The organism is Flavobacterium sp. KH_001, from assembly GCF_057840745.1.
In genome coordinates this window covers 5,212,271-5,238,768 of sequence record NZ_CM174520.1, presented here as the reverse complement: position 1 = coordinate 5,238,768, position 26,498 = coordinate 5,212,271, and the positions used below count along the sequence as shown (strand labels likewise).

Below are 26,498 nucleotides of genomic sequence, written 5' to 3'. Positions count from 1 at the left end.
TCTTTCATGCAACTATCGGTAATTATCCTTAATTATAATGTGCGTTACTTTCTGGAACAATGCGTTTTAAGTGTTCAGGAAGCAATCGGTAAACTTGATGCGGAAATTATTGTCATCGATAATAATTCGACTGATGATAGTTGTTTGATGATGCAAGAGCGCTTTCCGTTAGTAAAATTGATTCAAAACAAAGAAAATTTCGGATTTCCAAAAGGGAATAACATTGGCGTTTTTGAGGCAAAAGGAAAATACATTTGTATTCTAAATCCGGATACAGTTGTTGCAGAAGATACTTTTGCTAAAATTTTGGCTTTCGCCGAAGGGCAAAATAATTACGGAATTATAGGTTGTAAATTAATTGATGGAACCGGAAGTTTTCTACCAGAAAGTAAACGCGGAGTTCCAACACCTTGGGTTGCTTTTACAAAGATTTTCGGTTTATATAAAGCTTTTCCAAATTGGAAACTTTTTAATCAATACTACGCTCAGCATATAAATGAAAATGAAACAGGAAAAGTAGAAATTCTGGTTGGTGCTTTTATGTTTATGCAACGCGATTTCTATCTCGAACTTGGTGGTTTTGATGAAGATTGTTTTATGTATGCCGATGATATAGATTTGTCTTATCGCGCGTTACAAAAGCAAAAGTCAAATTACTATTTTCACGAAACTACAGTAATACATTATAAAGGAGAAAGTACGGTTAAAGATGAAAAATACATGAATCGTTTTCAGGAAGCGATGAATTTCTTTTATCAAAAACATTTTAAGAAATCATGGTTTTTTACCTTTTTTATTAAAATCGGTATTGTCCTTTTTTCATTTATAAAAATGTTTCAGGGAAAACCAAAAACAAAATCTGCACCTGAAACCTATATTTTTTACTCTTCAAATGAAATTTTGTCTGAAAAATTACCTTCTATTTTGAAAAATAAAGTGCGGTTTTTCGATTTCAAAAAAGAAAAAATGGTAAATTCGTGCCTTGTTTTAAGGGCTGGTAAGACGGAGATAATTTTGGATAATCAGTATGTTTCATTCAAAAAATGTATCAAAATCATAGAAACTCTTAAAGATAAGAACATTACTTTTAAGATTTTCCCCAAAAACTCAAATTTTATAATAGGAAGTGATTCGCGAAATGACAGGGGGCAAATTATAAAAATCGAGTAAAAAATTATATTAAGTGTAATTTATATATAAAATATTCAGTAATTTCGCAATCAGAAAATCAAAATCACCCTTGAGGTTAACAATATGGCAAGATTTGAATTAAAACTTCCTAAAATGGGAGAAAGTGTCGCTGAAGCAACTATTACCAACTGGTTGAAAGAAGTAGGAGACAAAATTGAAGCTGATGAAGCTGTACTGGAAATTGCAACTGATAAAGTTGATAGTGAGGTACCAAGCGAAGTGTCAGGAATCTTAGTTGAGCAATTATTTGGTAAAGATGATTTGGTTCAGGTAGGACAGACTATTGCAATTATTGAAACTGAAGGTGATGCTCCAACTGCTGCTATAGTAGAGGAAACGACCGCTCCTGCAGAAGTTGCAGAAATTGAAAAAACTATAGAAACAGCTCAGGAAACTGTTGCGGCTCCACAAGATTTTTCAGGATCTGATAAATTCTTTTCTCCTTTGGTGAAAAATATTGCTAAAGAAGAAGGTATTTCTATTGCTGAGCTTGATAGTATTCAGGGTTCAGGAAAAGACGGCCGTGTAACAAAAGAAGATATTTTAAAATATATAGAAGATCGTAAATCTGGTGTCGTAACTCCAAAGGTTGCTGAACCTGCAAAAACGGTTGAACCGGTAAAAGTTGCGGAACCAGTAGTTCAAAAAAGCCAGCAAGCGGTACCGGTTTCTGTAAATGGAGGTGATGAAATTATCGAAATGGACAGAATGCGTAAACTGATTTCAGGATACATGGTAGCTTCTGTGCAAACTTCAGCTCACGTTCAGTCATTCATTGAAGTTGATGTAACGAATATTGTAAAATGGAGAGAGAAAGTTAAAACGGCTTTCGAAAAAAGAGAAGGTGAAAAGCTGACTTTTACTCCAATTATGATGGAAGCGGTTGCAAAAGCATTGAAAGATTTCCCTGGAATGAATATTTCTGTTGATGGCGATTATATCATCAAAAAGAAAAATATAAATTTAGGAATGGCGGCAGCTTTGCCAAACGGAAACTTAATTGTACCTGTAATTAAAAATGCAGATCAGTTAAATCTTGTTGGAATGGCAAAAGCGGTTAACGATTTAGGAAACCGCGCAAAAGCTGGAAAATTAAAACCAGACGATACGCAAGGCGGAACTTACACGGTAACTAACGTTGGTACTTTTGGAAGTGTTTTTGGAACGCCAATTATCAATCAGCCTCAGGTGGGAATCTTAGCACTTGGTGCAATTCGTAAAGTGCCTGCGGTTATCGAAACTCCGGAAGGTGATTTTATCGGAATTCGTCAAAAAATGTTCTTGTCGCACTCTTACGACCATAGAGTTGTTGATGGTGCTTTAGGAGGAAGTTTTGTAAAAAGAGTTGCTGAATATTTAGAAGCTTTTGATGTAGACAGAGATTTCTAAATCAAATTAATAAATAAAATGAAACCCGGAAAATTTTTCAATTTTCCGGGTTTTTTCGTTTAGAGAAAAGAGGAGAATAATTTAAATAAACTCGGTAAATCAATGTTTTTTCAAATTGTAATCACAAATAAATGTCCATTTTAACTAAAAAAAATAAAAAATAAGAGGTAGAAATCCGGCTTTAAAAATTACATTTGTAATCTTATAAAAACTAAAAATGGAACTGAAACTCAACAAACCAATCTGCTTTTTTGATCTTGAAACAACCGGAATTGACATCGGAAAAGATCGAATCGTAGAGATTTCAATATTCAAAGTTTTTCCAAACGGAAATAAAGAAAGTAAAACTTGGTTGGTGAATCCGACAATTCCAATTCCACCTCAAACAACTGCAGTACACGGTATTACTGACGAAAAAGTAGCTAATGAACCTACTTTTAATGAATTGGCGCCACAAATTCATAATATGATTAAGGATAGTGATTTAGGTGGTTTTAATTCAGATCGTTTTGATATTCCGTTATTGGCAGAAGAGTTATTACGTGCCGGAGTTGATTTTGATATGAAGAATAAAGTTTCGGTAGATGTGCAGACTATTTTTCATAAAATGGAAGAGCGTACTTTAAGTGCAGCTTTGAAATTTTACTGCGGAAAAAGTTTGGAAAATGCCCATTCTGCAGAAGCTGATACAATGGCAACTTACGAAATTCTAAAAGCGCAATTAGATCGTTATCCGGATTTAGAAAATGATATGAAATCATTATCTGAATTTACAACCAGAAAAAAAATTGCTGATTTTGCCGGAATGATTGCTTTTGATGCTGACAACGAGGAAATTTTTACCTTCGGAAAACATAAAGGTGCTAAAGTAGATAAAGTACTGGAAACAGAACCTGGGTATTTCAGCTGGATTCAAAATGCTGATTTTCCATTGTACACTAAAAAAGTTCTGACAGCTATTAAGTTAAGAAAGTTAAATACAAAATAAAGTTTTCAGTGTTTAGGAATTAGTGTTCAGTTTTTGGATGCTAAGTAGTTTACTGAACACTAAAAACTGAGAACTGAACACTAAAAAAATGAAGATTATCTGTATCGGTAGAAATTATACCAATCATATCGAAGAATTAAAAAACGAGCGTCCAACAGAGCCGGTGATTTTTATGAAACCGGATTCGGCGGTTTTATTAAAACAGCATCCGTTTGTAATCCCCGAATTTTCTGAAGAAATTCATCACGAAATAGAGATTATTGTTAAAATTAATAAAGTAGGAAAGTATATCGAACCTAAGTTTGCGAATAAGTATTATGACGAAATTAGTGTGGGTATTGATTTTACTGCCAGAGATTTACAAGATAAATTGAAAGCAAAAGGCTTGCCATGGGAAAAAGCAAAAGCATTTGATGGTTCTGCTGTAATTGGAGATTTTTTACCAAAAACCAATTTTGTTTCAATGGAAAACCTTAGTTTTGAGTTGACAAATAATTCTCAAATCGTTCAAAAAGGTAATACATCCCTTATGCTCTGGAAAATTGATGAGCTAATTGCATATGTATCACAATATTTTACGCTAAAAATTGGAGATATTATATTTACTGGTACACCCGCAGGGGTTGCATCTGTCAAACCAAACGATGTTTTGGAAGGCTTTTTAGAAGAGAAAAAATTATTTAGAATACAGGTAAAGTAATGGCTTTAAAATACAACCTTTCGAAAGTATATGCGCTTTCAGACAATGATCCGGAATTTGTAAATGAAATTCTTAAATTATTTGTAACTGAAGTTCCTGAGGATTTGAAACAAATCAAAAAAGGAATTAAAAAGAAGGATCATAAATATGCCTATGCCTATGCGCATAAAATAAAACCTACTTTAGATTTAATTGGTTTAAATGTAGCTTTTGAAGAAATCTTGCAGGTCGAAGCCTGGACAAAAGCTGAAGGCAAGAAAAAAGAAATTATTGAAACTTTCAAAAGCATAAAAATACAAGTTAAAGAAGCGATTAAAGAAATCAAAAAAGACTTTGACGTATAATTTGGGCGTACCCCTATTTTTGCCCTTTTTTAAATTAGGTCAAAAATAGGGTCGGGTCATCCACTATATCTTTTGTTCCAGAAAAATTTCGTTTAACGACTTCTTATTGTTTGTCACAAAAGGATGCCGTTTCTACCCCTTACGCAAATCGTTCTCATAACAACGTCCTTTCTAATAATGACTTACGATCTGGTAAGTATAAAAATACATTTACATGAAAGCAACTATAATTACAATTGGAGACGAAATTCTAATTGGCCAAATCGTTGATACTAATTCTGGCTTTATTGCAAAATCATTGGATAGAATTGGAGTCGAAATACATGAAATGATTTCGATAAGTGATGATAAAAAACATATTATCGACACTTTTGAGCAACTGCAAAATAAAGTCGATGTTGTTGTTGTTACAGGAGGTCTAGGTCCAACAAAAGACGATGTGACCAAAAAAACTTTCTGCGAATATTTTGAAGATGAATTGGTTGTAAATCCTGAGGTTTTAGCGCATGTAACGCAGTTGATTGAAGGTTTTTACAAGCGACCAATTTCACAACTTAATAAAGATCAGGCTTTAGTGCCGTCAAAATGTACGGTATTGCACAATCAGGTGGGTACCGCACCCGGAATGTGGATGAAGAAAGAAAATACTGTTTTTATTTCGCTTCCGGGAGTTCCTTACGAAATGAAATATTTGGTCGAAGAAGAAATAATTCCAAAGATTGTTCGCGAATACAAGCGTCCCTATATCATTCATAAAACCATTTTGACGTACGGACAAGGAGAGAGTATGGTGGCAGAGCGTATAGAAGATTGGGAAAATAATCTGCCCGATTTTATCAAGTTAGCGTATTTACCAAATCCGGGAAGAGTACGTTTGCGATTGACCGGGAGAGGAACGAATAAGGAAGAATTAGAAGCGGCAATTGAAGAAAAGGTAAAATCTTTAGATCTCATAATTCATGATATTATAGTGGGTTATGAAGAAAATGAGACAATCGAAACGGTAATTGGAAAAATATTAACAAAGCAGAATAAAACAATTTCGACAGCTGAAAGTTTTACTGGCGGAAAAATCGCATCTCTTTTAGCAGCAGTTCCTGGAGCTTCAAATTATTTTAAAGGCAGTGTTGTTTCATATGCGACAGAGGCTAAGGTTAATGTTCTCGGTGTCTCGCAAGATTTAGTAGGCCAATATTCGGTAGTTAGTGCTGAGGTTGCTTCGGCTATGGCTTTGAATGTGAAAGAGATACTCAAAACAGACTATGCAATCGCGACCACCGGGAACGCCGGACCATCAAAAGGTGATTCGGATGCTGAAATTGGAGCTGTTTTTATCGCTTTGGCTACTCCAACTGATATAATTGTAGAAGAATTTAACTTTGGTCAACCACGTGAAAAAGTGATAGATAGAGCGACGATTAAGAGTTTAGAAATATTACAGAAAGAAATTTTAAAAAATGTGCAATAATTTTTTGCTACAATGGTTTATTTTTCTTTTCTTTGCACCCTGATTTTGAATAACGATAAAAGATAAGTATAATGTCAAGAGTTTGTGACCTTACAGGTAAAAGAGCGATGGTAGGAAATAACGTTTCTCACGCTATGAACAAAACTAAGAGAAAGTTTTCTGTAAACTTAGTTAAAAAGCGTTTTTATCTTCCAGAAGAAGATAGATGGATTACTCTTAGAGTAGCAGCATCTACGATAAAAACAATTAATAAAAATGGAATTTCTGCAGTTTTGAAAAAAGCGCAGTCAGAAGGATTTATCAAATAATCTTTTCCTAAATAAATATATAGCAAGATGGCAAAGAAAGGTAATAGAATCCAGGTAATTTTAGAATGTACTGAGCACAAGACTTCTGGTGTTCCAGGAACTTCTAGATACATTACAACTAAGAACAAAAAAAATACTCCAGACAGATTAGAGATTAAAAAATTTAATCCAATCTTGAAAAGAGTAACTGTTCACAAAGAAATTAAGTAATAATTAGAGATTTTTGTAAATCTCAATGGTTTTGCCATTCGAGTTTTATAAAAGCTTCAAATAACATTTGAATCATGGCAAAGAAAACCGTAGCATCGTTACAAACATCTTCTAAGAGATTATCAAAAGCCATCAAAATGGTAAAATCTCCTAAAACTGGTGCATATACATTCGTAGAATCTATTATGGCTCCTGAAGAAGTTGATGAATTCTTGAAAAAGAAATAATTACAATCACATTATATAGAAAAGCTACTTTCATTCGGAAGTAGCTTTTTTATTTTTTATATTTGTCTAAAATTTAATGAAGCCTCCCTTATTTTAGGTTTCTTTAAATATTTAAGGATTATTTAGATGGTAAAGTCATATAATCTAAAAAACTAACAACCTATAAAAATGAGTTTTTTTAAAAAATTATTCTCCACTGATAAAAAAGAGACTTTAGACAAAGGTCTTGAAAAATCAAAAACTACTTTTTTCTCAAAGTTAAGCAAAGCCGTTGCCGGAAAATCAAAAGTCGATGACGACGTTTTGGATAATCTGGAAGAAATTCTGGTAGCTTCAGATGTTGGTGTAAATACAACTTTGAAAATTATTTCAAGAATCGAAAAACGCGTTGCCGAAGATAAATATTTAGGAACTGAAGAATTAAATCAAATTCTTCGTGACGAAATTGGTGCTCTATTGTCTGAAACCAATAGAGGTGAAGCAACTGAATTTGAAATTCCAAAAGATAAAAAGCCATATGTTTTAATGGTAGTTGGTGTTAATGGAGTTGGTAAAACGACTACTATTGGTAAGCTGGCTTATCAGTTTAAGAAAGCAGGTTATAAAGTGGTTTTAGGTGCTGCAGATACGTTTCGTGCTGCTGCAATCGATCAGTTACAAGTTTGGGCCGATCGCGTTGATGTTCCGATTGTAAGACAAAATATGGGAAGTGATCCGGCTTCTGTAGCTTTTGATACTTTACAATCTGCAGTTGCTCAAAATGCCGATATTGTTATAATTGATACCGCGGGACGTCTTCATAATAAAATCAACTTGATGAACGAACTTACAAAAGTGAAACGTGTAATGCAGAAAGTCGTTGCCGATGCTCCTCACGATGTACTTTTGGTTTTAGACGGTTCAACTGGTCAAAATGCTTTTGAGCAAGCAAAGCAATTTACAGCTGCAACTGAAGTGACTTCATTAGCTGTAACTAAATTAGACGGAACAGCAAAAGGGGGAGTTGTAATTGGTATTTCTGATCAGTTTCAGATTCCGGTTAAATATATCGGAATTGGCGAAGGAATTGAAGATTTACAAGTCTTTAATAAATACGAATTCGTAGATAGTTTTTTCAAATAAATTTTAGATAATTCAATGAGTTTTTCTTCTTTAAAGAGTATAACGCCTGTTACTTTTTATTTCGCAAGCGTTGTATGTTTTGTTTTAGCCAATGTGTTAAAAGGTACAAGTCTTTCTTTTTACTACATTCTATTGGTTTTAGGTCTAGGTTTATTTTTTGCGGGGATGATTAAAAGAATCAGTACTAAAAAATAAGTATTACCTATGAAATACTGTTTTCTTATTATGCTTTTTAGCCTGATTTCTTGTACCAATAGGAATAATGAAAATAGTGTAGAAAAGAAACAAAGTAAAAAAGTTATTGTGATTCAGCCTTTAGGTAATTTCGATTTGAAACAGTCCGATAAGGTTCTTTCTGAAATCAAGACTATTAACCCAAATGCAGTTTTGAGGGCAACTATTCCTTTTCCTGAAAAGGCCTATTATAAGCCTCGAAACCGATATCGCGCTGACAGTATTATTAAAAATCTTAAAAATAAGATAGGTAAAGACTCGGTAATTGTTGGATTAGCGCATTCTGATATCAGTGCTACTAAAAATGGAATTAAAGATTGGGGTATTATGGGATTGGGTTACCGACCTGGAAAAGCTTGTGTTGTCTCTGATTTTAGATTAGATATTAAAAATAAAAATCAACAATTTTATAAATTAGTTTTGCATGAACTTGGCCATACAGCGGGTTTACCGCACTGTGCAGTTAAAACTTGTTTAATGAGAGATGCAGAAGGAGGGAATCCGCTGGATGAAGAAAAAGATTTTTGCAGGAATTGCAGCGGCTATTTAAAAAGTAAAGGCTGGCAATTGATGTAATTGCTTTTTGCTTACTTCGTGTTAGTGTAATTTCCAGGTTGATCCGTCTGAAAATGCTACAAAATAAGCTCGCGCTGAGATAATAGTCTTAGCATCTGTTGAAAAGTTTTCCCAAATTTGTGATTTGGTTTGCCTGGCGTTTATAGCTAAGTGTGTAGCTCCTTCAGATTTTCCTTTTATAAAAAAGAATTTTCCGCTTGCGGGTTTGTTAAAAGCATTTTCGCAATACCACTCAAATCGGATAGCTCCGATTTTTTTTTTGCTGACATTCATGTAAGTTAATTCAATATCCTTATGGTCTGAATATTGGTTTTTTAATAATTTTGAGGAGATGATTTTTATAGGAGATTCTTTGCAGTCTATAGTATTTAAAAAACTTTGTTTAATAGAATCTGATGGTGATGAAAGATCATTTTGGGGATCAACTTGTTTAGTGACCTGATAGGAGTTTATTTTCTTCTTCATGCTAAATTGATCTTTTTTGTTTTTGGTAATACATGAAGTTGCTAATACTATAACAAGAAAAAGTGTTTTTGTATTCATTGTAGTTTGTTTTCTTTCTTCTTTTTTATATTGTTGTTTTCGTGGTTTTTATGCTATCCGTTGATTGATTTTAATTGCGTATAAATCGAGGCAAAAGTTGTGTTTTTCTTGTAGTTTAATGACTGCTAAAAGGTATTGTAGTAGTATAATAAGCTTTTGTTTTGTAAATTAAAAAGTGTGAGAAAACGCATTTTTTATTTTAAAATGAATTGATAAAAAAAAATACAAGAAAGAAATATAATTTCTTTCTTGTATTTTTAGCAACTTAAGCGGGTGTTGTTTATGTAATATCTTTTACCGTGCCTGAAGTATTAGTTACTGATACAAAGCACTAATTTTCTCCCATAAAGTTTCGTCAAAATCAGATAAAGCTAAGTTGACATCGTCAGCAGCATCTCCCATTCTGATGATAACCATGTTTTTGCTGGGTATAACATATATTTTTTGATCATTTTTACCCAAAGCCATAAACATATCGTTGGGTGCTGTTGGAATTACGCTTCCTGGAAAAGTAAGTTGTGATTGTGGTAAATGGTATGATACTTTTCCGTTTAACCACCATAAATAGCCGTAGGCTAAATTGATGTTTTGTGAAGTTGTAGTCGCTTCGTTAAAAAAAGACTCATTTAGGACTTGCGTATTTTCCCATTTTCCTTTGTTTAGCATTAAGAGACCGAAACGCGCCATACTTCTGGAGTTGCTTGTGTAGACACTGTTTGCTTCGATTTGAATCCAATTACCATTCATTCCTATTTTGTCTCTTAATTTGGTGTTGAAGTAATTCTCCCAGGTTTGTCCGCTTGCTTTTGCGACAACATCCTGCAATTTTACATATACATTATGATAGGCCCATCTTGCGCCGGCGTCGGCTTTATAAATGAGGTTAGCTGGTTCAACATCGTCGGTACTATCATCTAGTCCGGATGTCATGTTTAATAGGTGTTTACAGGTTATGAGGCTTTCTTTTGCAGGTGTTTCGCTTGTCCAGCCGGTTCCAATATATTGAGAAACTTTGTTGTTGATGTTGAGTAAACCTTCTTGTTGTGCAATTCCTGTCACAGTTGAAGTTAGTGTTTTTCCGGCACTTGCCCAATACCAGGGTGTAGCAGCAGTGTGTCCATTGAAGTAGTTTTCTAAAACGATTCGGCCATTGACTAAAATGATAAAGGATTTTGATTGCTTGAGTTCCAGATAGTCTAAAAGTGGCTGAACTGCATTTTGATTCCATTTTAAATCGGAAATAGATGTTGTTTCCCAAGTATTTTCTGTTAAGGGCGGAAAATACATACTTTGTGTCGGTGTTGGTGCGGAATCATTATCTTCTTTGCTGCAGCTTGCACACAATAAGAGGATGAGGATTTTACAAATGTTTTTGGTCATGGTTTTTTGGTGTTGGTTTGGGGTTTGACCAAAAATATGTAAAATAGTTTAATGGGTTTTGTGTTTTTTTTATTTCTTTTGAATGATATAAAGTTAACTTTGTAGTTCACGAAATTTCTTTTGAAAATAGGTGTCCTAGCCCTGATGGGAGGGAAAATCCTTTTGTGGTGGGGTTCACCACAAAAGATTGGAAGGACAGCAGGAAAGAGCTCCTTATTTTTCTCCTGAAGTTAGGAACGATTCAGAATAAAAATAGATTGATTTTAATAGAATAAATATGAAAAACACTTTTGTAATCTTGGTTTTGTCGCTTTTGTTTGTAAGTTGCAAAGAGCAAATTAAACCCGTAGATATTGCTAAATTGAATGGTTATTGGGAAATTGAAAAAGTAGTTTTTGACGAGGGTGAAGTGAAGGATTACGGAATGAATGAGAATTTTGATTACTTTCAGATTAAGGGGACAAAAGGAACCAGAACGAAAGTCATGGCACAGCTTGATGGTACTTTTTTGACCACAAATACATTCGAAAATGTTTCAGTTCGATTTACGGATAAAGGAACTTTTCTGGATTATAAAACGGATTATGCGAAGTGGAGCGAGGAATTAATTTCAGTTTCGGACAAAGAGTTTGTTGTTAAAAATGAGCAACAAAAGGAATATCATTATAAAAAAGCAGCACCACTAAATATTTTAAAAGATGGCAAAGAGACTAAATAGTCAAAGTACAATTGGGGATGTTTTGAACCAGATTATTCAGGTGAATAAATTACAGCCCGGTATGGATCAGATTGATGTAAAAGAAGCGTGGAGACAGCTGATGGGGAATGGTGTAAACACGTATACTAAAAACGTTGTTTTGAAGGGAAGTACGCTTTATGTTGAACTTGGATCTGCTGTTTTAAGAGAAGAATTGAGCCACGGAAAATCTAAAATTGTTAAAATGATTAATGAGGAACTGGGGCGTGAAGTGGTGAAGGATGTAGTGCTTCGCTAATTTTAGATTTTAGATTTTAGATTTTTCGTAGTATAAAAAAAATCCATTCGCCGTGGCGAATGGATTTTTTTATTATGATTGTTAAGTTCAGCAATCTAAAATCTGAACTCTAAAATCATAAATTATTAGAATTGCTCTCTTCCGGCAAAGTGGAATGCACCTTCGATAGCTGCATTTTCATCGCTATCAGAACCGTGAACTGCATTTTCTCCAATAGAAGTTGCGTATGCTTTACGAATAGTTCCTTCAGCAGCTTCAGCTGGATTTGTAGCTCCAATTAAAGTTCTAAAATCTTCTACTGCGTTATCTTTTTCTAAAATAGCAGCAACGATTGGTCCGCGTGACATAAATTCAACTAATTCTCCGTAGAAAGGTCTTGCAGCGTGTACAGCGTAAAAAGCCTGAGCATCAGCTACAGTTAATTGAGTTAGTTTTAATGAAACGATTTTGAAACCTCCGTTAGTAATCATTGCTAAGATGTTCCCGATGTGTCCGTTTGCAACAGCATCTGGTTTAATCATTGTAAAAGTTCTATTTGTTGCCATTTTATTGCTTATTTTTAATTTTGTGCAAAAGTATACTTTTTTTATGAATTGATTTTAATAAATTCATAATTTAAACATCATGAAATGATGTTATGGCAAAGAAAACTGTAAAAAGCGAGTTGTAAATTGTAAAATGTTGATATTAAATGTCTTTTTTTAAATAAAAAGGCGCACTACTGTGCGCCTCTAATTATATGGGAGTATTAATTTTAAACTTTGAAAATGAGTTTCTTTTTGTAGAATACCCACAAAATAAATGTCCAGATTGCAACGTAAACCAGTGCTCCGGCTAAAGAAGCGGTCATTGGATTACTGAAAAATGGCGCTATTCCAAAACTATACAAGTAATTTAAAAGATTGATGTTTTCTGTTGGATTATGCGGATTTTGGAATTCAATCATCACTAGTGCCTGAGGAATAATTTGGGAAGCAAAAAAGACAATCATTGGGTTTACACCCCAAATTAAAAAGGGTTTAAATCCTTTTTTATTGTCGGCTATATCAATTATATAGTACAATATTGCTAAAAATGTAGTTGCTAAACCTGTAGTGTATAAAACGTAACTGCTTGTCCAAAGTGATTTGTTAATTGGGAAAGCGGTATTCCATAACAGTCCTCCAATAATAAGACCTACACCCATTATGGCCATTTTTTGGGCTTTTTCAGTTTTGCCTATTTCTCGTAATAATATTTGACCAATTAATAAACCGATAATTCCGTTTACAATTGATGGAATAGTACTTAAAATACCTTCAGGATCCCAAGTCACGGTTCCGTGATACATATGTCCTTTTAATAAAATGCTGTCTACCCACGATGCTAAATTAGTTCCTTTTTCAAGATTTGCAGCTCCAATTCCGGGAACAGGAATTAAAGTCATGACAGCCCAATAGCCTAATAATAAAGCAACACCTGTTATGATTTGTGTTTTTTGAGAGGTTTTTAGATATAAAAGTGAAACTACAAAATATACAATAGCAATTCGTTGTAAAACCCCTGGAAGGCGTACATCGTGATATGCTTCTATACCACTATAGGCTAAAAACAGGTAAATTATTAGAATGGAGAAGGCCAGAATGTTTTTGACTTTCGAACTAAAACTACCCATTAAGGCATAACCAACAGTAATAGTAATAGCTAAACGACCAACTAAAAGCGGAATTCCATCAAGACCGAAAAGCTGTATTTTGGCAAAGAAATTAAAGAATATTCCAAGGCAGAGCATTCTTAAGGACCGAACCAGTATTTTATTGAAAGTGGTTCCGTCGTAAATTTTATCTGGCATAGCCAAAGGAACGGCAACTCCCATAATAAAGATGAAAAACGGAAATACTAAATCGGTTGGCGTGCAGCCGTGCCATTCGGCGTGTAAAAGTGGTGGGAAAACATTGCCCCAATCTCCGGGGTTGTTTACAATAGTCATTAATAAAATAGTTAATCCTCTGAAGACATCTAGTGAAATCAAGCGCTCTCTGGTCATAGTTTTTGGTAATAGATTAATTTTTGTTTTTTTAAGATTACTATTTGGTTTAGAGAGGCAATAACTTCAGAAGAGGCGGTTATTTATTCTGATGATTATTACTTTATTGTTTATTCGTATTTATATCGTGATAATATTAAAGTTCGTTTCTAATGGTTTTAATTTTTGAATTAAAAGCGGAATCAATTGTTCTCCTTTTTCTAGATAAAACTCCGAAAAATTAGTCTGACGTTCCTGTAAACTTTGATTTGGGAAAAGCTCACATTGTAAATCAATTACGCGTTGTAATTCGTTGTCTAGTTTTCTTTTTTGCGCTTTTAATAATCTTTTTTCAAGATTTTCTAATCCTTTTTTCTGTTTTACTTCCTGCGCCTTTACAGCTCCGGTAAATGATTTATCGGTTTGCTGCGCGAGTTGATAAAGATATTCAAATTGTTTTTCTAATGTTTCTTTTTGAGAAGTTAAATCAATTGGAAAAGCAGATAATTTATGCGTAATAGCATTCACTAAATTCGCAGGTTTTGTAAATAAATCTGCCCAGCTTAATTCTAATTTGTCTGCTTTTTTAGCTTGTTTTTCAGTGTTTAAAAGCACTGAATTACGAACTAAAAGCATAGGAAAAGTAATGTTTACAGCATCAAAAAAAGATTTTAATTCCAGCCAATACGCAATTTCTCCCCCTCCGCCAATGTAACATAAATTAGGCAGGATAATTTCCTGATACAACGGACGCATAATTACATTTGGACTGAATTTCTCCGGATTACTTTCTAATAATTTGAAAATTTCTTCTTTAGAAAAGGAAATTTTAGTGTTGTTCACATAGTATTTATCATTTTCAAAAATGATTCTTTCTCTTAAATCATCTTCGATATAAAACAAATTGATTTCGCGTGGATTTACCTGAACGGTGTAATCTCCAAATTTAGAAATCGTTTCCTGGACAGCTTTGAATGAAGTTTGTTGTTCTAATTCTTCTTTTATAAAAGGAATAAAAGCACGTTTTAAATCGGCGTCATCAGAATCTAAAATCACTAAGCCATAATTAGCAAATAGTTTATCAGCTAAAAAACGAGTAGCATCTGCTAAATTTTCGTGTTTTAAATAGGCCTCTTCAAATAGGTTTTTAAGAACATTCGCGTTTGTGCTGGATCCTAATTCCAGAGAATAAATTTCGAAAAATTCAGCTAATCCTTCTGTTGAAAGTCTGCCAACCGGACCTGTACTTTCTTTGTTCCAGCGAAATTTCTTCCCCTTGAAATTAAAATAATTTATTTCTTCAAAATCGTGATCCTCGGTTGCCATCCAATAAATGGGAACAAAATTATGCGTTGGATATTTCGACTTTAATTCTTTCGTCAAATTAATAGTAGAAATGATTTTATATAAGAAATAAAGAGGGCCGCTAAATAAGTTTAACTGATGCCCGGTAGTGATGGTAAAAGTATTTTGATGTGCTAATAGTTCGATATTTTGCTTAGTTGCATCTGATATTTCGATATTTTGATATTGCTTTTTTAGTGTTTCGACTAAAGGAATTCGGTTTGCATCATCAAAATTGGCCTGTTTTTCAGCTATTTGTTTTTCAAAGTTTTCCAATGTTGGAAAATGATTGTAAAAGAAGTTTAATTCGGGTTTTTGATCTAAATAATCTTGTATCAATTTAGAGAAATATCCTGAGTTTTGGTAGCTGATACAGTCGGTGGGCATAATTTTCGATTTATTTTTGATAGCTGTAAATTTAATGAAAATATGTACTTAAAAGTGTTTTTAACGAATGCTTAAGATTTGATTTTTAGTTTTTGATGTAAAATATTTGTAATCAGTATTTTAAGTTGTATTTTGATCTTAAATGAATAGGGGATTATTTGGTTGATCTTGCAGTATTAGATTTAGGCTTTTTGTTAAAATTTTGAGAGTAATAGTAAACTGTTGTTTCGAAGTGTGTGTTTTTAATAATGAAACTATATTTTTGCAGACAAATGTTTGTTATACTAAATGAGTTAATTCATTTTTATAATGTCATTTTTCAAAAAAAAAATCTATATCAACCACAATGAAAAATAACCCAAATCAGGAGAACTCTCTTCGACATGTTCTTTTTGGTTCGTTAATTGGAACCACAATTGAATTTTTTGATTTTTATATCTATGCCAATGCCGCTGTATTGGTTTTTCCACAACTATTTTTCCCGGGAGCTAGTAGTACAAATTCCACATTGGAGTCTTTGGCTACATTTTCGATCGCCTTTCTTGCCAGACCTTTGGGGTCAGCTGTTTTTGGACATTATGGAGATAAAATAGGACGTAAAGTCACATTGGTTGTAGCATTATTAACGATGGGATTATCCACAATTGCAATTGGTTTTTTACCTGGATATGCCAGTATCGGAATCGCTGCGCCCATTTTATTGATGTTATGCCGATTTGGACAAGGAGTTGGTCTGGGAGGAGAGTGGGGAGGAGCTGTTTTATTGGCAATTGAAAATGCACCGCCAAATAAACGCGCCTGGTACGGAATGTTTCCGCAATTGGGAGCACCAATCGGATTGTTACTTTCTGGTGGTACTTTTTTAATATTAACTGATAGTATGACCAGTGAAGCCTTTATGGATTATGGATGGAGAATTCCATTTATAGCAAGTTCTCTTTTGGTTGTTGTTGGATTTTATATTCGTCTAAAAATTAGTGAAACTCCTGCTTTCGAAAATTCTAAAGAAGAACAGAAAGAAGTTAGAATTCCGTTTTTAACTTTGTTGAAATCATACAAAAATCAATTAATTTTCGGGACATTATCAGCTGTAACTACCTTTTTGGTTTTTTATTTAATGACTGTTTTTACATTGAGTTGGGCGACTTCTGACTTAGGTTTTACTAAAAGAGATGCTTTGTTAATCCAGTTACTTTCAGTACTGTTTTTTGCCTTTTTTATTCCAATTTCAGCTTTGGTTGCAGATAAAATTGGTCGTCGAAAAATATTAATTATCACTACCGCTGCCATCGCTATCTTTGGATTTTTCTTTTCGTACTTTCTTAATTCAGGAAATCCGGTTTTGGTAACTGCATTTGTTTGTATGGGAATGTCTTTAATGGGCTTTACTTACGGGCCATTAGGAACTTTCTTGTCAGAGTTGTTTCCGACTACAGTTCGTTATTCCGGTGCTTCTTTGACATTTAATCTGGCTGGGATTTTGGGTGCGGCATTTGCACCTATGATTGCAATCTGGCTTGCTAGTACATACGGATTAAGTTATGTAGGCTTTTATTTAACTGCCGCTGCTTTAATTTCACTAGTTTCGTTTTTAGTGATTTCTAAGAAAGTACATCAGTTTTAAAAATCAACTCTTAAACCTTATAGAATGGGCAACAATTTAAATTGTTGCCCATTTTTTTTGTGAATTAGAAAAGTATTTAGATATTTGTCTAAATATATAAATGATGAACGATATTTTTAAAGCATTAAATGACGCCACCCGAAGAGAGATTCTGGAGCTTTTAAAAGAGAAAGATTTATCTGCCGGAGAAATTGCTGATGCTTTTAATATTTCAAAACCAAGTATCTCGCATCACTTAGATATTTTAAAACGTGCCGATTTAATTACTTCTGAAAAAAATGGGCAATTCATCATTTACTCCATTAATACCACCATTATGGAAGATGTTTTGCAATGGATACTAACCTTTAAAAAATAAAAAATGAATTTAGAATTGAAAAAAGAACTTCCAATAATTGGAATTGTTCTTACTCCTTTTGTCTATTTAGGTATTATTTGGAATACTCTTCCTGAAAAAGTTCCCGTACATTGGAATTATAAGGGAGAAATCGATAGGTGGGGCGATAAGTTTTCACTTATTACCATATTATTTTTATTGCCCGTTTTAATATATGTGCTAATGACTTTTATTCCGAGAATAGATCCTAAGAACAGGATCTCTTTAATGGGAGGGAAATTTTACCAATTGAAATTTATTTTAGTGCTTTTTATGTCTCTGATTGCTTTGCTTATTCTTTATACAACAAAAGAAAGGTCTATAAATAATCCGAATTTGGTTTTTGCATTACTGGGGGCTTTCTTTATAATTCTAGGGAATTATTTTAAAGTAATTCAACCAAATTATTTTCTAGGAATACGTACACCCTGGACGTTGGAAAATACTGAAGTCTGGAAAGCCACACATTTGTTTGCTGGTAAGCTTTGGGTTGTTGGGGGTTTACTTCTGGTATTGGGCGGATTGCTTCTGAGTACTACATTTGCCAACGCTTTTGTTTTTGTTATAATTATTATGGCACTTGTTCCTGTACTTTATTCTTTTATCAAGTTTAAAGAAATTCAAAAAAGAGATAAAAAATCAATTTAATTTTATTCCATAATTTTTAAATCAAATGAAAAAAGCAATACTTATAATAATAACAATTTTGGTTTCCTCTTTTGCAATAGGGCAAGAAATTGCAGGACAATGGAATGGTCTTTTAAAAGTTCCAGGTGCTCAGTTAAGAATTGTAGCCAATATTAGTAAAACGGAAACGCGATATGTTTCTACTATGGATAGTCCGGATCAAAAGGCGAAGGGAATTCCTGTTGCCACAACAACTTTTGAAAATTCTATTTTAAAATTAGAAATTCCTGTAATTAATGGTTCGTATGAAGGAACTTTAAATAAAGACAATATCATTGTTGGAAAACTTACTCAAAATGGACAATCTTTTGACGTGAATTTATCCAAAGAAAGTATTTCAGAACAAGTTTATGCAAGACCTCAAGAACCTAAAAAACCATATCCGTATTATACTGAAGATGTAAAAATTGTCAATGAAACGGCTAATATTACTTTGGCAGGAACATTATCACTCCCTAAAAAAGAAGGAAATTTTCCTGCTGTAATTTTAATTACGGGAAGTGGAGCGCAAAATAGAGATGAAGAAATATTTGGACATAAACAATTTTTAATATTAGCTGATTATTTAACTAAAAAAGGAATTGCAGTTTTGCGTTTAGATGATCGCGGAGTTGGAGAATCTACAGGTAATTCTAGTACATCAACCACATTAGATTTTGCTAGTGATATACAAGCGGGAGTTGATTATTTAAAAACTCGTACTGAAATTAATAAAAAGAAAATTGGATTAATTGGTCATAGTGAAGGCGGGATAATCGCTCCAATAGTAGCCGGAAACTCAAAGGATATTAATTTTATTGTTTTACTGGCCGGACCAGGACTTCGTGGCGATCAATTATTGCTTTTACAAAATAAATTGACAAAAACACAAATCGGAATACCGGAATTAGAAATTGAAAAGGAAAGCGAAATCTTCAAAGGTGTGTATGATATTATTATTGCTTCTTCTGTAAACGATGGAAAATTAAAAAGTACTATCAGTAGTTATTTAAAAGCACAATATAATGATCCATCAAAGGATGCAACTGTAGAATTACTTACAGGACAAGTTACAAATACCTGGTGGTATAATTTTATAAAACTAGACCCGGTTCCCTTTTTGAAAAAAGTAAAATGCCCTGTTTTAGCATTAAACGGAAGCAAAGATTTACAAGTTCCTGCTGAAGTTAATTTAGAGGCTATTAAAAAGACTCTTACAGAAAGCGGCAATAAGAAAGTCACAACAAAAATATTACCGAATTTGAATCACTTATTTCAGGAATGTGAGACAGGTTCCCCACTAGAATATAAAACAATTGAAGAAACATTTTCTCCAATCGCTTTAGAGGAAATTTCAAATTGGCTTTTGATTCAAACGAAATAAAAAGTGATTATAAATAAAAGGGCTTTAATTTTAAAGCCCTTCTTATTTATATTTTTTTATCTTTTTAAACTAAAATGCCCTCTAAATTCGGTTCCGTTTAATCTTGTAACAGTAAACCAATAATCTGCTGCTGGTTCTTGAGATCCTAAATAAGTTCCATCCCAGGCCCCATTGTTATGAAGTTCTTTAATGAATTTTCCGTAACGATCAAATATTCGAATTCCGGTATTAGGAGCTAAGTAAGCAAAATCTATAGTCCAGGTGTCATGAAAGGTATCATTGTTTGGTGTAAAGTATTTTGGGTAAGGAAGTTCATCTACAAAATTAATGCAGTCCCCAGTTGTTGCCTCAAGAATTTGAATAGTAATCGGAATTCTATCGCTTTCGCAACTGTTTATGGTTTGAGAAGCATAATAGGTGATCCCATTTTCGAGTGGAGTTGATCCAGATAAACTAATATCAGAAGAAACACTATCAAACCACTTTATATTTTCTCCTGTAATATCAATGTCATTTAAGGAAGCCTTTTTTTGAATACAAAATCTTTGTGGTGAAGCGGCAGTCGGAGGTTGAGTATCTTGTATTTTTACTGTTACAGCAAGCCTTTTACTTTCGCAGTTGTTTTCTGTTTGTGTAGCGTAGTAAGTGGTGCTTTGCAATAAAGTTGTTTCAGGAAGAGTAGATCCATTTATTGCGGAGTCATACCATTTAAGATTAGTTCCAACAATACCAATAGAAGCAATTGTTGCGTTTTCATCAATACAATATTGTTTGGAAGTACTTCCTGTTGGTAATGCTGTATCATAAACCTGAACTAAAATTGGAGTTCTGTCGCTTTCACATCCTATAGTTTGTGAGACATAGTATGTCTTATTGTCTTCTAGTAAAGTAGTATTTGGCAAAACAGCAGCAGAAAAACTGGTATCGTACCATTTTAAGTTTTGTCCTGTTATTTGAATGTTGTTTAATGTCACATTTTCAGTTTTACAGAATTCTGTTTGTCCAGATAATATAGGAGCAGATGGTGTATTGACAATTGAAACAGTTATTCCAAATCTTGGACTTTCACAGGTACTAACGGTTTGCGAAGCATAATAGGTTTTTCCATCAACAAGACTTGTAGTTTCTGCTAACAAAGAACTACCGCTTAATGCATCATACCATTTTATTGAATTTCCTGTAATATCAATATTTGCAATCGTTGGATTTTGTGCTGAACAAAAAGGCTGATTTGCATTTCCTGTTGGAGGAGGTGTATTTTGAATGTTTATTGTTACAGGAGTTCTTTCGCTTTCACAGCCATTGATTGTTTGTGATGCATAATATGTTGTCCCATTTTGAACTAATGTTGTATTTGGTAAAAGTGTTCCAACTGTTTGAATATTGTACCATTTTATATTTTGCCCATTAATTTCAATATCAGCTAAAGTTGCATTTTGTTGGATGCAGAAGGTTTGGGGAGTGCTCGCGGTTGGAAGCGGTTGACCTGTTATAGTGACTGTTTGATTTTGCTGCGAAATATTACCATGTCCATCATCATATTTCCATACAATAGTATAAGTTCCAGGTAAACTGTAAGATAAAGGATCTGTTGTTGAACCGGTAATTGCTCCAGCGCAAACATCAGTTGCTGTTGGAATTGTTATTATTGTAGTTTTACAATCTCCAGTTATTGTTGGAAGAGTTGCTAAATCTGGAACTGGTCCTTGAAGGTCTCCAATTGTCACTTCCATGTCGTATTTTTTTTCACATCCACAATTATCGCTTGCAGTTAAATGATAAGTGCCACTATTGACATTGGAAACATTTGTAATTATTGGATTTTGTAGATTACTTGTAAAACTGTTAGGTCCGGTCCATGCATAATTATAACCAGAATCAGCATTTAAATTTAAGTTACCGCCAATACAAACAGGTGAATTACTAGTTGGATTTGCATTAATGTTACAATTATTTTCTTCAGAAAACTTCATTAAGTAAAAGTTTTTGCGCCCTAAAATTTCAGGCTGATATGAATTTGAATCAGCAATACCATCATTAGTCATTATTGATGTTCCACCTACTACTATTTCTTTATTCCTAACAGTTATTTCCGTTTGGGAATATTGATCAAATCCTCCTATATAGCTTCCCCAGATAAATTCTCCTGCTTTAGAAAACTTACCAATGTAACCACCCGAAAAAGAATCAGTTTTATATGCGCACAGACTTGCTATTTTAGCATCTCCTCCGGTAGCACCAACATATAATGAATTGTTTGTAAAAACAAGGGAATAAATAATTGCGTCACGACCTAAGTATGTTCCCCAAACTCTTTGGCCATTTTGATCCAATTTTGCCAAAAAGCCTGTCCAGTCATATAAATTATAATCATCAAAGGAGTTGGATGTGGCTATATTATTTGTGCTGGTTGTTTCTCCACCTACATATACATTATTCTCATCATCAATTTCGATTGCATGAATTTTTTCTCCAGATTCTCCTCCATAATAGGTGCTCCATATTCGATCTCCATCTAAATTTAATTTAAAGACTATGCCATCGTTGGAAAGATTATATGTGTAATTAAGATTTTCCTGAAAAACGCCAGGGGTAGAAATATGATCTAAACTGTAAGACCAGCCTGCAGTTACGATACAGTTTTCTCCTACTTTGACAGTTCTAAACTCATCTGTATCTTTTCCTCCATATAACTTGTTCCAAAGTATATTTCCATTAGGATTAAATTTAGCTACGAAACCATCTCCTATAGGAGTGGCAAAAATATTGTCGTAATGATTGATTGAAAATCTGCCGACCATAATGATATTGTTGTTTTTATCAATATCAAGATCATAGGAAGCATCATTATCTGGTCCTCCATAATAGGTTCCCCAAAGTCTAGTTCCATTTGCGTTAAATTTTACTAAAAAACCGTCATCATAACCGCCAAAAGAAGACCTATAAGAACCAGTTGTGCTAATATTAGTTTTACTATTAGTTTTGCCGACAATAATAACATTGTTTTGTTTATCTGTTTTTACGGCATTTATTCTATCATATTCTTCTCCACCGTAATAGGTACTCCATAATTTTTTGCCATCAGATGAAAATTTAACAAGGATTCCGTCAGAAGCCATTTTATCAGGATTCCCAATTGTAGTTTGATGAGCGCCAGAAGTTGCATATGAAGAATTAGGTACCGAAGTCATTCCCACTAAGTAATTATTACCTAGTAGATCGGTTGCAATTCCTCCAAATTCATTATTGCCATAATCTTCTTCATCTCCATAAAAAGTACCCCAAAGTCTTGTTGGCACCGGATCAATTACAATCGTTTTTCCATCAACAGAATCTACTGAATTAAACCCATAAACATCCTTCTTAATCTTTCTATAACCAACCTCAATTTCCTTTTTACTTGATCCATCTTCAACCCAACTCGCCGGCAAACTTTCTTCCATTTTTCCAAAACGAACATTCATTTGGATTTTGTTATCGACTAAATCCGTTTCAGCACCATTAAATTTTAATTGAATATCAGCTATTTTTCCTTTCGGATGAATGACAAAATTATATTCAACCGTTTTTTGAGTATCTTTTGGAATTGAGAAGACAACATCAATATTCGGGTAGATATTTTTGTATGTAATTTGTTTGTATTTATAAACGCCTGTAATTCCTTCAGGTTTATTGGGAACATTGTAATAATTATCAAAATCATTTGATTTTTGATCCGTAATCAATTCAACTTTTGAGTTAGAATTTACAAAGTCAATATCAATACGATGAAAAATATATTCAAGATTATATTCAGGTTTTGTTTCCTTATCTTTTTCAGGAATTAAATAGGGAAGTGTTTTAGATGTTTTAGCACATACAACAGGTGTTTTCTTGACTTCATAAACATCATACGAAAATCCGTTTTTCTTTAACTGTACATTTAATCCATTAGAATTTAATAGATATTTTACTGCTGTATTTAGTTTTCCTTTTTGATCAATAATCTGGCCTTTATTTTCTTTAAAACCAATAGGTTGATTTTTGCTTTGTGAAAATGTTTGATTGATAATGATTAAAAAAAATAAAAGTAATGTATGCTTCATTTGAAATGATTTGGATCGTCGCAAATGTAATTAAATATCTACAAAATAAAACTAAAATCAACAATCGAATCTTTTCCTGAAAAGTCCCTAAATATCCCTTATTTTTGCAAAAACATTTCTTTTGAAAACAAAGCTTTTTATTATTACGCCTCCTTTTACACAACTGAATACGCCATATCCGGCAACAGCTTATATAAAAGGATTTCTAAATACCAAAAATATCGAATCGGTTCAGGCGGATTTGGGTATTGATGTGATTTTGGAATTGTTTTCGAAGAAAGGTTTGATTGATTTGTTTCAGGTTTCAAGTTCAAAGTTTGAAGTTGTTGGAAACGAAATCTCCGATAATTCAAAGCGTATTTTTGCCTTACAGGACGAATACATCAAAACGATCGACGCCGTAATTCAGTTTTTGCAGGGAAAAAATCCAACTTTAGCTTTACAAATTTGTCAGGAAGATTTTCTGCCGGAAGCTTCTCGTTTTGCTCAATTGGAAGAATTAGATTGGGCTTTTGGAACAATGGGAACTCAGGATAAAGCAAAACATTTGGCGACATTATATCTCGAAGATATTTCAGATTATATTGTTGAATGTGTCGATGAAAATTTTGGCTTTAGCCGATATGCTGAACGTTTGGGCCGAAGTGCCAATTCTTTTGATGAATTGTATGATGCTTTACAACAAGAACCAACTTTTATAGATTCGATTTTAATTTCACTTTTAAAAGCTAAAATTGAAGCTGTAAAACCAACTTTATTTTTAATTTCTGTTCCCTTTCCAGGGAATTTATATAGTTCGTTTCGATCTGCACAATGGGTAAAGCAAAATCATCCTGAAATTAAGATTTCAATGGGCGGTGGCTTTCCAAATACCGAATTGCGTTCCCTTTCTGACAAACGTGTTTTTGAATTCTTCGATTTTATTACTTTGGATGACGGAGAAGTTCCAATTGAAGAATTAATTTTCAATTTAGAAAATCCAAATGCCAATTCTTATAAAAGAACTTTTTTATTAGAAAATGGAGAAGTGGTCTACAAAAATAATTCTTTAAAACACGATTATAAACAAGCACAAGTTGGGACTCCTGATTATTCTGATTTGCCTTTGGATAAATACATTTCAGTTATTGAAATCGTGAATCCGATGCACAGAATGTGGAGCGATGGGCGTTGGAATAAACTCACAATGGCGCACGGTTGTTATTGGGGAAAATGTACTTTCTGTGATATTTCATTAGATTATATAAAGGTTTACGAACCTGTTGCTGCCAATTTGTTATGCGACAGAATGGAAGAAATGATGCTTCAAACCGGTCAAAATGGTTTTCATTTTGTAGATGAAGCAGCACCGCCTGCTTTGATGCGCGCTTTGGCGTTAGAAATTCTACGTCGAAAATTAGCTGTAACCTGGTGGACAAATATTCGTTTTGAAAAAAGCTTTTCTAAAGATTTATGTTTGCTTTTAAAAGCTTCTGGCTGTATTGCGGTTTCCGGAGGTTTAGAAGTAGCTTCTGATAGATTGTTGAAATTAATTGACAAAGGTGTTACGGTAGAGCAAGTAGCAAAAGTCACCCGTAACTTTACCGAAGCTGGAATCATGGTGCATGCGTATTTAATGTACGGCTACCCAACACAGACCATTCAGGAAACGGTTGACAGTCTCGAAATGGTACGCCAATTATTTGAAGCCGGAATTCTCCAGTCTGGTTTTTGGCATCAATTTGCCATGACGGCACACAGTCCGGTTGGATTGTATCCGGAGAAATTTGGTGTGACAAAAGCAACAGAAGCTATTGGAACTTTTGCTAATAATGACATCGATTATACAGATTCAACAGGAATCAATCACGATAAATTCAGTTTCGGATTAAAGAAATCGCTCTTTAATTTCATGCACGGAATCTGTTTCGACTACGAATTACAAGATTGGTTTGATTTTAAGATTCCAAAAACTAAAATTGATCCCGACTTTATTTTCAATGCGCTTGAAGAAGGAAATGATTTCAACACAAAACCAAATGCAAAAGTAGTTTGGCTTGGTGGAAAACCTTCTGTGGAACATTTCACTAAATCAAAAAAAGGAAATTCGTGGGAAATGATGAGTTTTACTTTTCATGATAAAAAGGAAAGTTTCAATTTTCAGACCAATAAAAATGAAGGCGAATGGCTAGTTGAAATTTTGAGTAAAATCTCGATTTCAAATGCTAAGAATTATACTTTTCAGGAAGTAAAAGCAGATTTCGAAACTGAATTAGACGATTTTGAATTGTTCTGGTATTCTAAGCCTGTTAATACTTTACGAGAGTTTGGGTTATTGGTTTTGTAGTTTGTTTTAAAATAGATTTTCTAGTTTTTAGTTACCCAATAATGAAAGTCTCTTTCTAAATCATAAGCCATTCTATTTACACTTCTTCTTATTATAAAATAAGGAACTCCTATCATTAGTGACATATGAATTAAAAGAAATGGAGCCATAAAGAAGGGAATAGTATTTTCACCATTAAAAACCATGCTTATAAAGAAAATTGAATAAAAAAGAAGCGCAATAACTATAAATAAAATCATTCTTTTTCTAAAACAAGAAATTTGAGCGTTTATAATTAATTGATCATTTTCCTCAGTTAGTTCTCCTGTAACTTTAGCAAAAGAATAATTCGTATCGAATAGTTTTTTCCTCTTTTTTATTTCGAAGATATAATTACCGATATAGCCTTTGTATTCATTTATACTAGATCGAAAAACTTCAAATGGTTCGTAATCTAAATTAGATTCATCTACATTAATTCTGAACTTGTGGATAAAATCCATTTTTGAAACGGGTAATTGTATGACAATGTCTTTGGTAAGGTTTATTTTTCTCAGAAAATCACTCATGTATTTTGGTTTGATTTGAAAACCAAATATAATATTAATTATGAAACAGGAATAGTTACTGGAATTATTTAAAAGTGT

The 26,498-nt window shown here is 33.3% G+C and carries 25 protein-coding genes; 18 read left to right on the top strand and 7 right to left on the bottom strand.

Translation table 11 applies throughout. The features are described from left to right. Positions 1–6: 6 nt before the first annotated feature. The 11 genes from AC3ITQ_RS22240 (at position 7) to AC3ITQ_RS22190 (ending at position 8,757) form a co-directional block, all read left to right on the top strand. A complete protein-coding gene (locus AC3ITQ_RS22240; protein WP_194658735.1) occupies positions 7–1,170 on the top strand; it encodes a glycosyltransferase family 2 protein in 1,164 nt (387 codons plus the stop codon). 84 nt (positions 1,171–1,254) lie between these two features. Next, a complete protein-coding gene (locus tag AC3ITQ_RS22235; RefSeq protein WP_489236243.1) occupies positions 1,255–2,580 on the top strand; it encodes a dihydrolipoamide acetyltransferase family protein in 1,326 nt (441 codons plus the stop codon). A 217-nt stretch (positions 2,581–2,797) separates the two neighbouring features. Continuing rightward, positions 2,798–3,568 (top strand): 3'-5' exonuclease, encoded by a 771-nt coding sequence (locus tag AC3ITQ_RS22230; RefSeq protein WP_072973054.1) that lies wholly within the window; start codon positions 2,798–2,800, stop codon positions 3,566–3,568. Between the two features lie 88 nt (positions 3,569–3,656). After that, a complete protein-coding gene (locus AC3ITQ_RS22225) occupies positions 3,657–4,268 on the top strand; it encodes a fumarylacetoacetate hydrolase family protein (RefSeq protein WP_489236242.1) in 612 nt (203 codons plus the stop codon). Further along, the gene (locus AC3ITQ_RS22220; protein WP_489236241.1) at positions 4,268–4,612 is read left to right on the top strand and encodes an Hpt domain-containing protein; all 345 of its coding nucleotides are present in this window, start codon (positions 4,268–4,270) and stop codon (positions 4,610–4,612) included. The genes AC3ITQ_RS22225 and AC3ITQ_RS22220 overlap by 1 nt, the downstream gene beginning before the upstream one ends. Before the next feature lie 214 nt (positions 4,613–4,826). Beyond that, positions 4,827–6,080 carry a CinA family nicotinamide mononucleotide deamidase-related protein gene (locus AC3ITQ_RS22215; protein ID WP_489236240.1) on the top strand — a complete coding sequence of 418 codons (1,254 nt, stop codon included), beginning with the start codon at positions 4,827–4,829 and terminating at the stop codon, positions 6,078–6,080. A 71-nt stretch (positions 6,081–6,151) separates the two neighbouring features. Then, on the top strand, positions 6,152–6,388 hold the full coding sequence (rpmB, locus tag AC3ITQ_RS22210; protein WP_007805815.1) for a 50S ribosomal protein L28: 237 nt from the start codon (positions 6,152–6,154) through the stop codon (positions 6,386–6,388). A 27-nt stretch (positions 6,389–6,415) separates the two neighbouring features. Further along, on the top strand, positions 6,416–6,598 hold the full coding sequence (gene rpmG / locus AC3ITQ_RS22205) for a 50S ribosomal protein L33 (protein WP_008253902.1): 183 nt from the start codon (positions 6,416–6,418) through the stop codon (positions 6,596–6,598). 74 nt (positions 6,599–6,672) lie between these two features. After that, on the top strand, positions 6,673–6,825 hold the full coding sequence (locus tag AC3ITQ_RS22200; protein WP_008468081.1) for a DUF4295 domain-containing protein: 153 nt from the start codon (positions 6,673–6,675) through the stop codon (positions 6,823–6,825). A gap of 168 nt (positions 6,826–6,993) precedes the next feature. Then, entirely contained in the window at positions 6,994–7,947 is a 954-nt protein-coding gene (ftsY, locus tag AC3ITQ_RS22195) for a signal recognition particle-docking protein FtsY (RefSeq protein ID WP_489236239.1), read from the top strand. Between the two features lie 204 nt (positions 7,948–8,151). After that, positions 8,152–8,757 carry a Zn-dependent protease gene (locus AC3ITQ_RS22190; RefSeq protein WP_489236238.1) on the top strand — a complete coding sequence of 202 codons (606 nt, stop codon included), beginning with the start codon at positions 8,152–8,154 and terminating at the stop codon, positions 8,755–8,757. Between the two features lie 21 nt (positions 8,758–8,778). Here AC3ITQ_RS22190 and AC3ITQ_RS22185 read toward each other — a convergent pair whose 3' ends face one another. Both AC3ITQ_RS22185 and AC3ITQ_RS22180 read right to left on the bottom strand, forming a co-directional pair. Continuing rightward, positions 8,779–9,300: a hypothetical protein gene (locus AC3ITQ_RS22185; protein WP_489236237.1), complete on the bottom strand. Its 522-nt coding sequence runs from the start codon at positions 9,298–9,300 to the stop codon at positions 8,779–8,781. A gap of 315 nt (positions 9,301–9,615) precedes the next feature. Then, entirely contained in the window at positions 9,616–10,680 is a 1,065-nt protein-coding gene (locus AC3ITQ_RS22180) for a serine hydrolase domain-containing protein (RefSeq protein WP_489236236.1), read from the bottom strand. A gap of 277 nt (positions 10,681–10,957) precedes the next feature. Between AC3ITQ_RS22180 and AC3ITQ_RS22175 the strand changes: the two genes are divergently transcribed. After that, positions 10,958–11,398: a hypothetical protein gene (locus AC3ITQ_RS22175; protein WP_489236235.1), complete on the top strand. Its 441-nt coding sequence runs from the start codon at positions 10,958–10,960 to the stop codon at positions 11,396–11,398. Next, positions 11,379–11,675 carry a DciA family protein gene (locus AC3ITQ_RS22170; RefSeq protein WP_375032442.1) on the top strand — a complete coding sequence of 99 codons (297 nt, stop codon included), beginning with the start codon at positions 11,379–11,381 and terminating at the stop codon, positions 11,673–11,675. The genes AC3ITQ_RS22175 and AC3ITQ_RS22170 overlap by 20 nt, the downstream gene beginning before the upstream one ends. A 125-nt stretch (positions 11,676–11,800) precedes the next feature. On the opposite strand, the gene AC3ITQ_RS22165 is transcribed toward AC3ITQ_RS22170, so the two are convergent. The 3 genes from AC3ITQ_RS22165 to bshC form a co-directional block, all read right to left on the bottom strand. Then, positions 11,801–12,220, bottom strand: a complete 420-nt coding sequence (locus tag AC3ITQ_RS22165) for a nucleoside-diphosphate kinase (RefSeq protein WP_026984871.1) — start codon at positions 12,218–12,220, stop codon at positions 11,801–11,803. 209 nt (positions 12,221–12,429) lie between these two features. Then, a complete protein-coding gene (locus AC3ITQ_RS22160) occupies positions 12,430–13,701 on the bottom strand; it encodes an acyltransferase family protein (RefSeq protein ID WP_489236234.1) in 1,272 nt (423 codons plus the stop codon). A 120-nt stretch (positions 13,702–13,821) separates the two neighbouring features. Next, entirely contained in the window at positions 13,822–15,411 is a 1,590-nt protein-coding gene (gene bshC, locus AC3ITQ_RS22155; protein WP_489236233.1) for a bacillithiol biosynthesis cysteine-adding enzyme BshC, read from the bottom strand. 346 nt (positions 15,412–15,757) lie between these two features. Between bshC and AC3ITQ_RS22150 the strand changes: the two genes are divergently transcribed. The 4 genes from AC3ITQ_RS22150 (at position 15,758) to AC3ITQ_RS22135 (ending at position 19,461) form a co-directional block, all read left to right on the top strand. Next, positions 15,758–17,035 carry an MFS transporter gene (locus AC3ITQ_RS22150; RefSeq protein ID WP_489236232.1) on the top strand — a complete coding sequence of 426 codons (1,278 nt, stop codon included), beginning with the start codon at positions 15,758–15,760 and terminating at the stop codon, positions 17,033–17,035. 103 nt (positions 17,036–17,138) lie between these two features. Next, positions 17,139–17,393 (top strand): autorepressor SdpR family transcription factor, encoded by a 255-nt coding sequence (locus tag AC3ITQ_RS22145; protein ID WP_026984867.1) that lies wholly within the window; start codon positions 17,139–17,141, stop codon positions 17,391–17,393. A 3-nt stretch (positions 17,394–17,396) separates the two neighbouring features. Then, on the top strand, positions 17,397–18,059 hold the full coding sequence (locus AC3ITQ_RS22140; RefSeq protein ID WP_489236231.1) for an SdpI family protein: 663 nt from the start codon (positions 17,397–17,399) through the stop codon (positions 18,057–18,059). A 25-nt stretch (positions 18,060–18,084) separates the two neighbouring features. Further along, positions 18,085–19,461, top strand: a complete 1,377-nt coding sequence (locus AC3ITQ_RS22135; protein WP_489236230.1) for an alpha/beta hydrolase family protein — start codon at positions 18,085–18,087, stop codon at positions 19,459–19,461. 56 nt (positions 19,462–19,517) lie between these two features. On the opposite strand, the gene AC3ITQ_RS22130 is transcribed toward AC3ITQ_RS22135, so the two are convergent. Then, on the bottom strand, positions 19,518–23,546 hold the full coding sequence (locus AC3ITQ_RS22130) for an Ig-like domain-containing protein (RefSeq protein ID WP_489236229.1): 4,029 nt from the start codon (positions 23,544–23,546) through the stop codon (positions 19,518–19,520). 121 nt (positions 23,547–23,667) lie between these two features. Here AC3ITQ_RS22130 and AC3ITQ_RS22125 point away from each other — a divergent pair, with 121 nt between their 5' ends. After that, entirely contained in the window at positions 23,668–25,872 is a 2,205-nt protein-coding gene (locus AC3ITQ_RS22125; protein WP_489236228.1) for a B12-binding domain-containing radical SAM protein, read from the top strand. A gap of 20 nt (positions 25,873–25,892) precedes the next feature. Here AC3ITQ_RS22125 and AC3ITQ_RS22120 read toward each other — a convergent pair whose 3' ends face one another. Beyond that, positions 25,893–26,420: a hypothetical protein gene (locus AC3ITQ_RS22120; protein ID WP_489236227.1), complete on the bottom strand. Its 528-nt coding sequence runs from the start codon at positions 26,418–26,420 to the stop codon at positions 25,893–25,895. Positions 26,421–26,498: the final 78 nt, after the last annotated feature.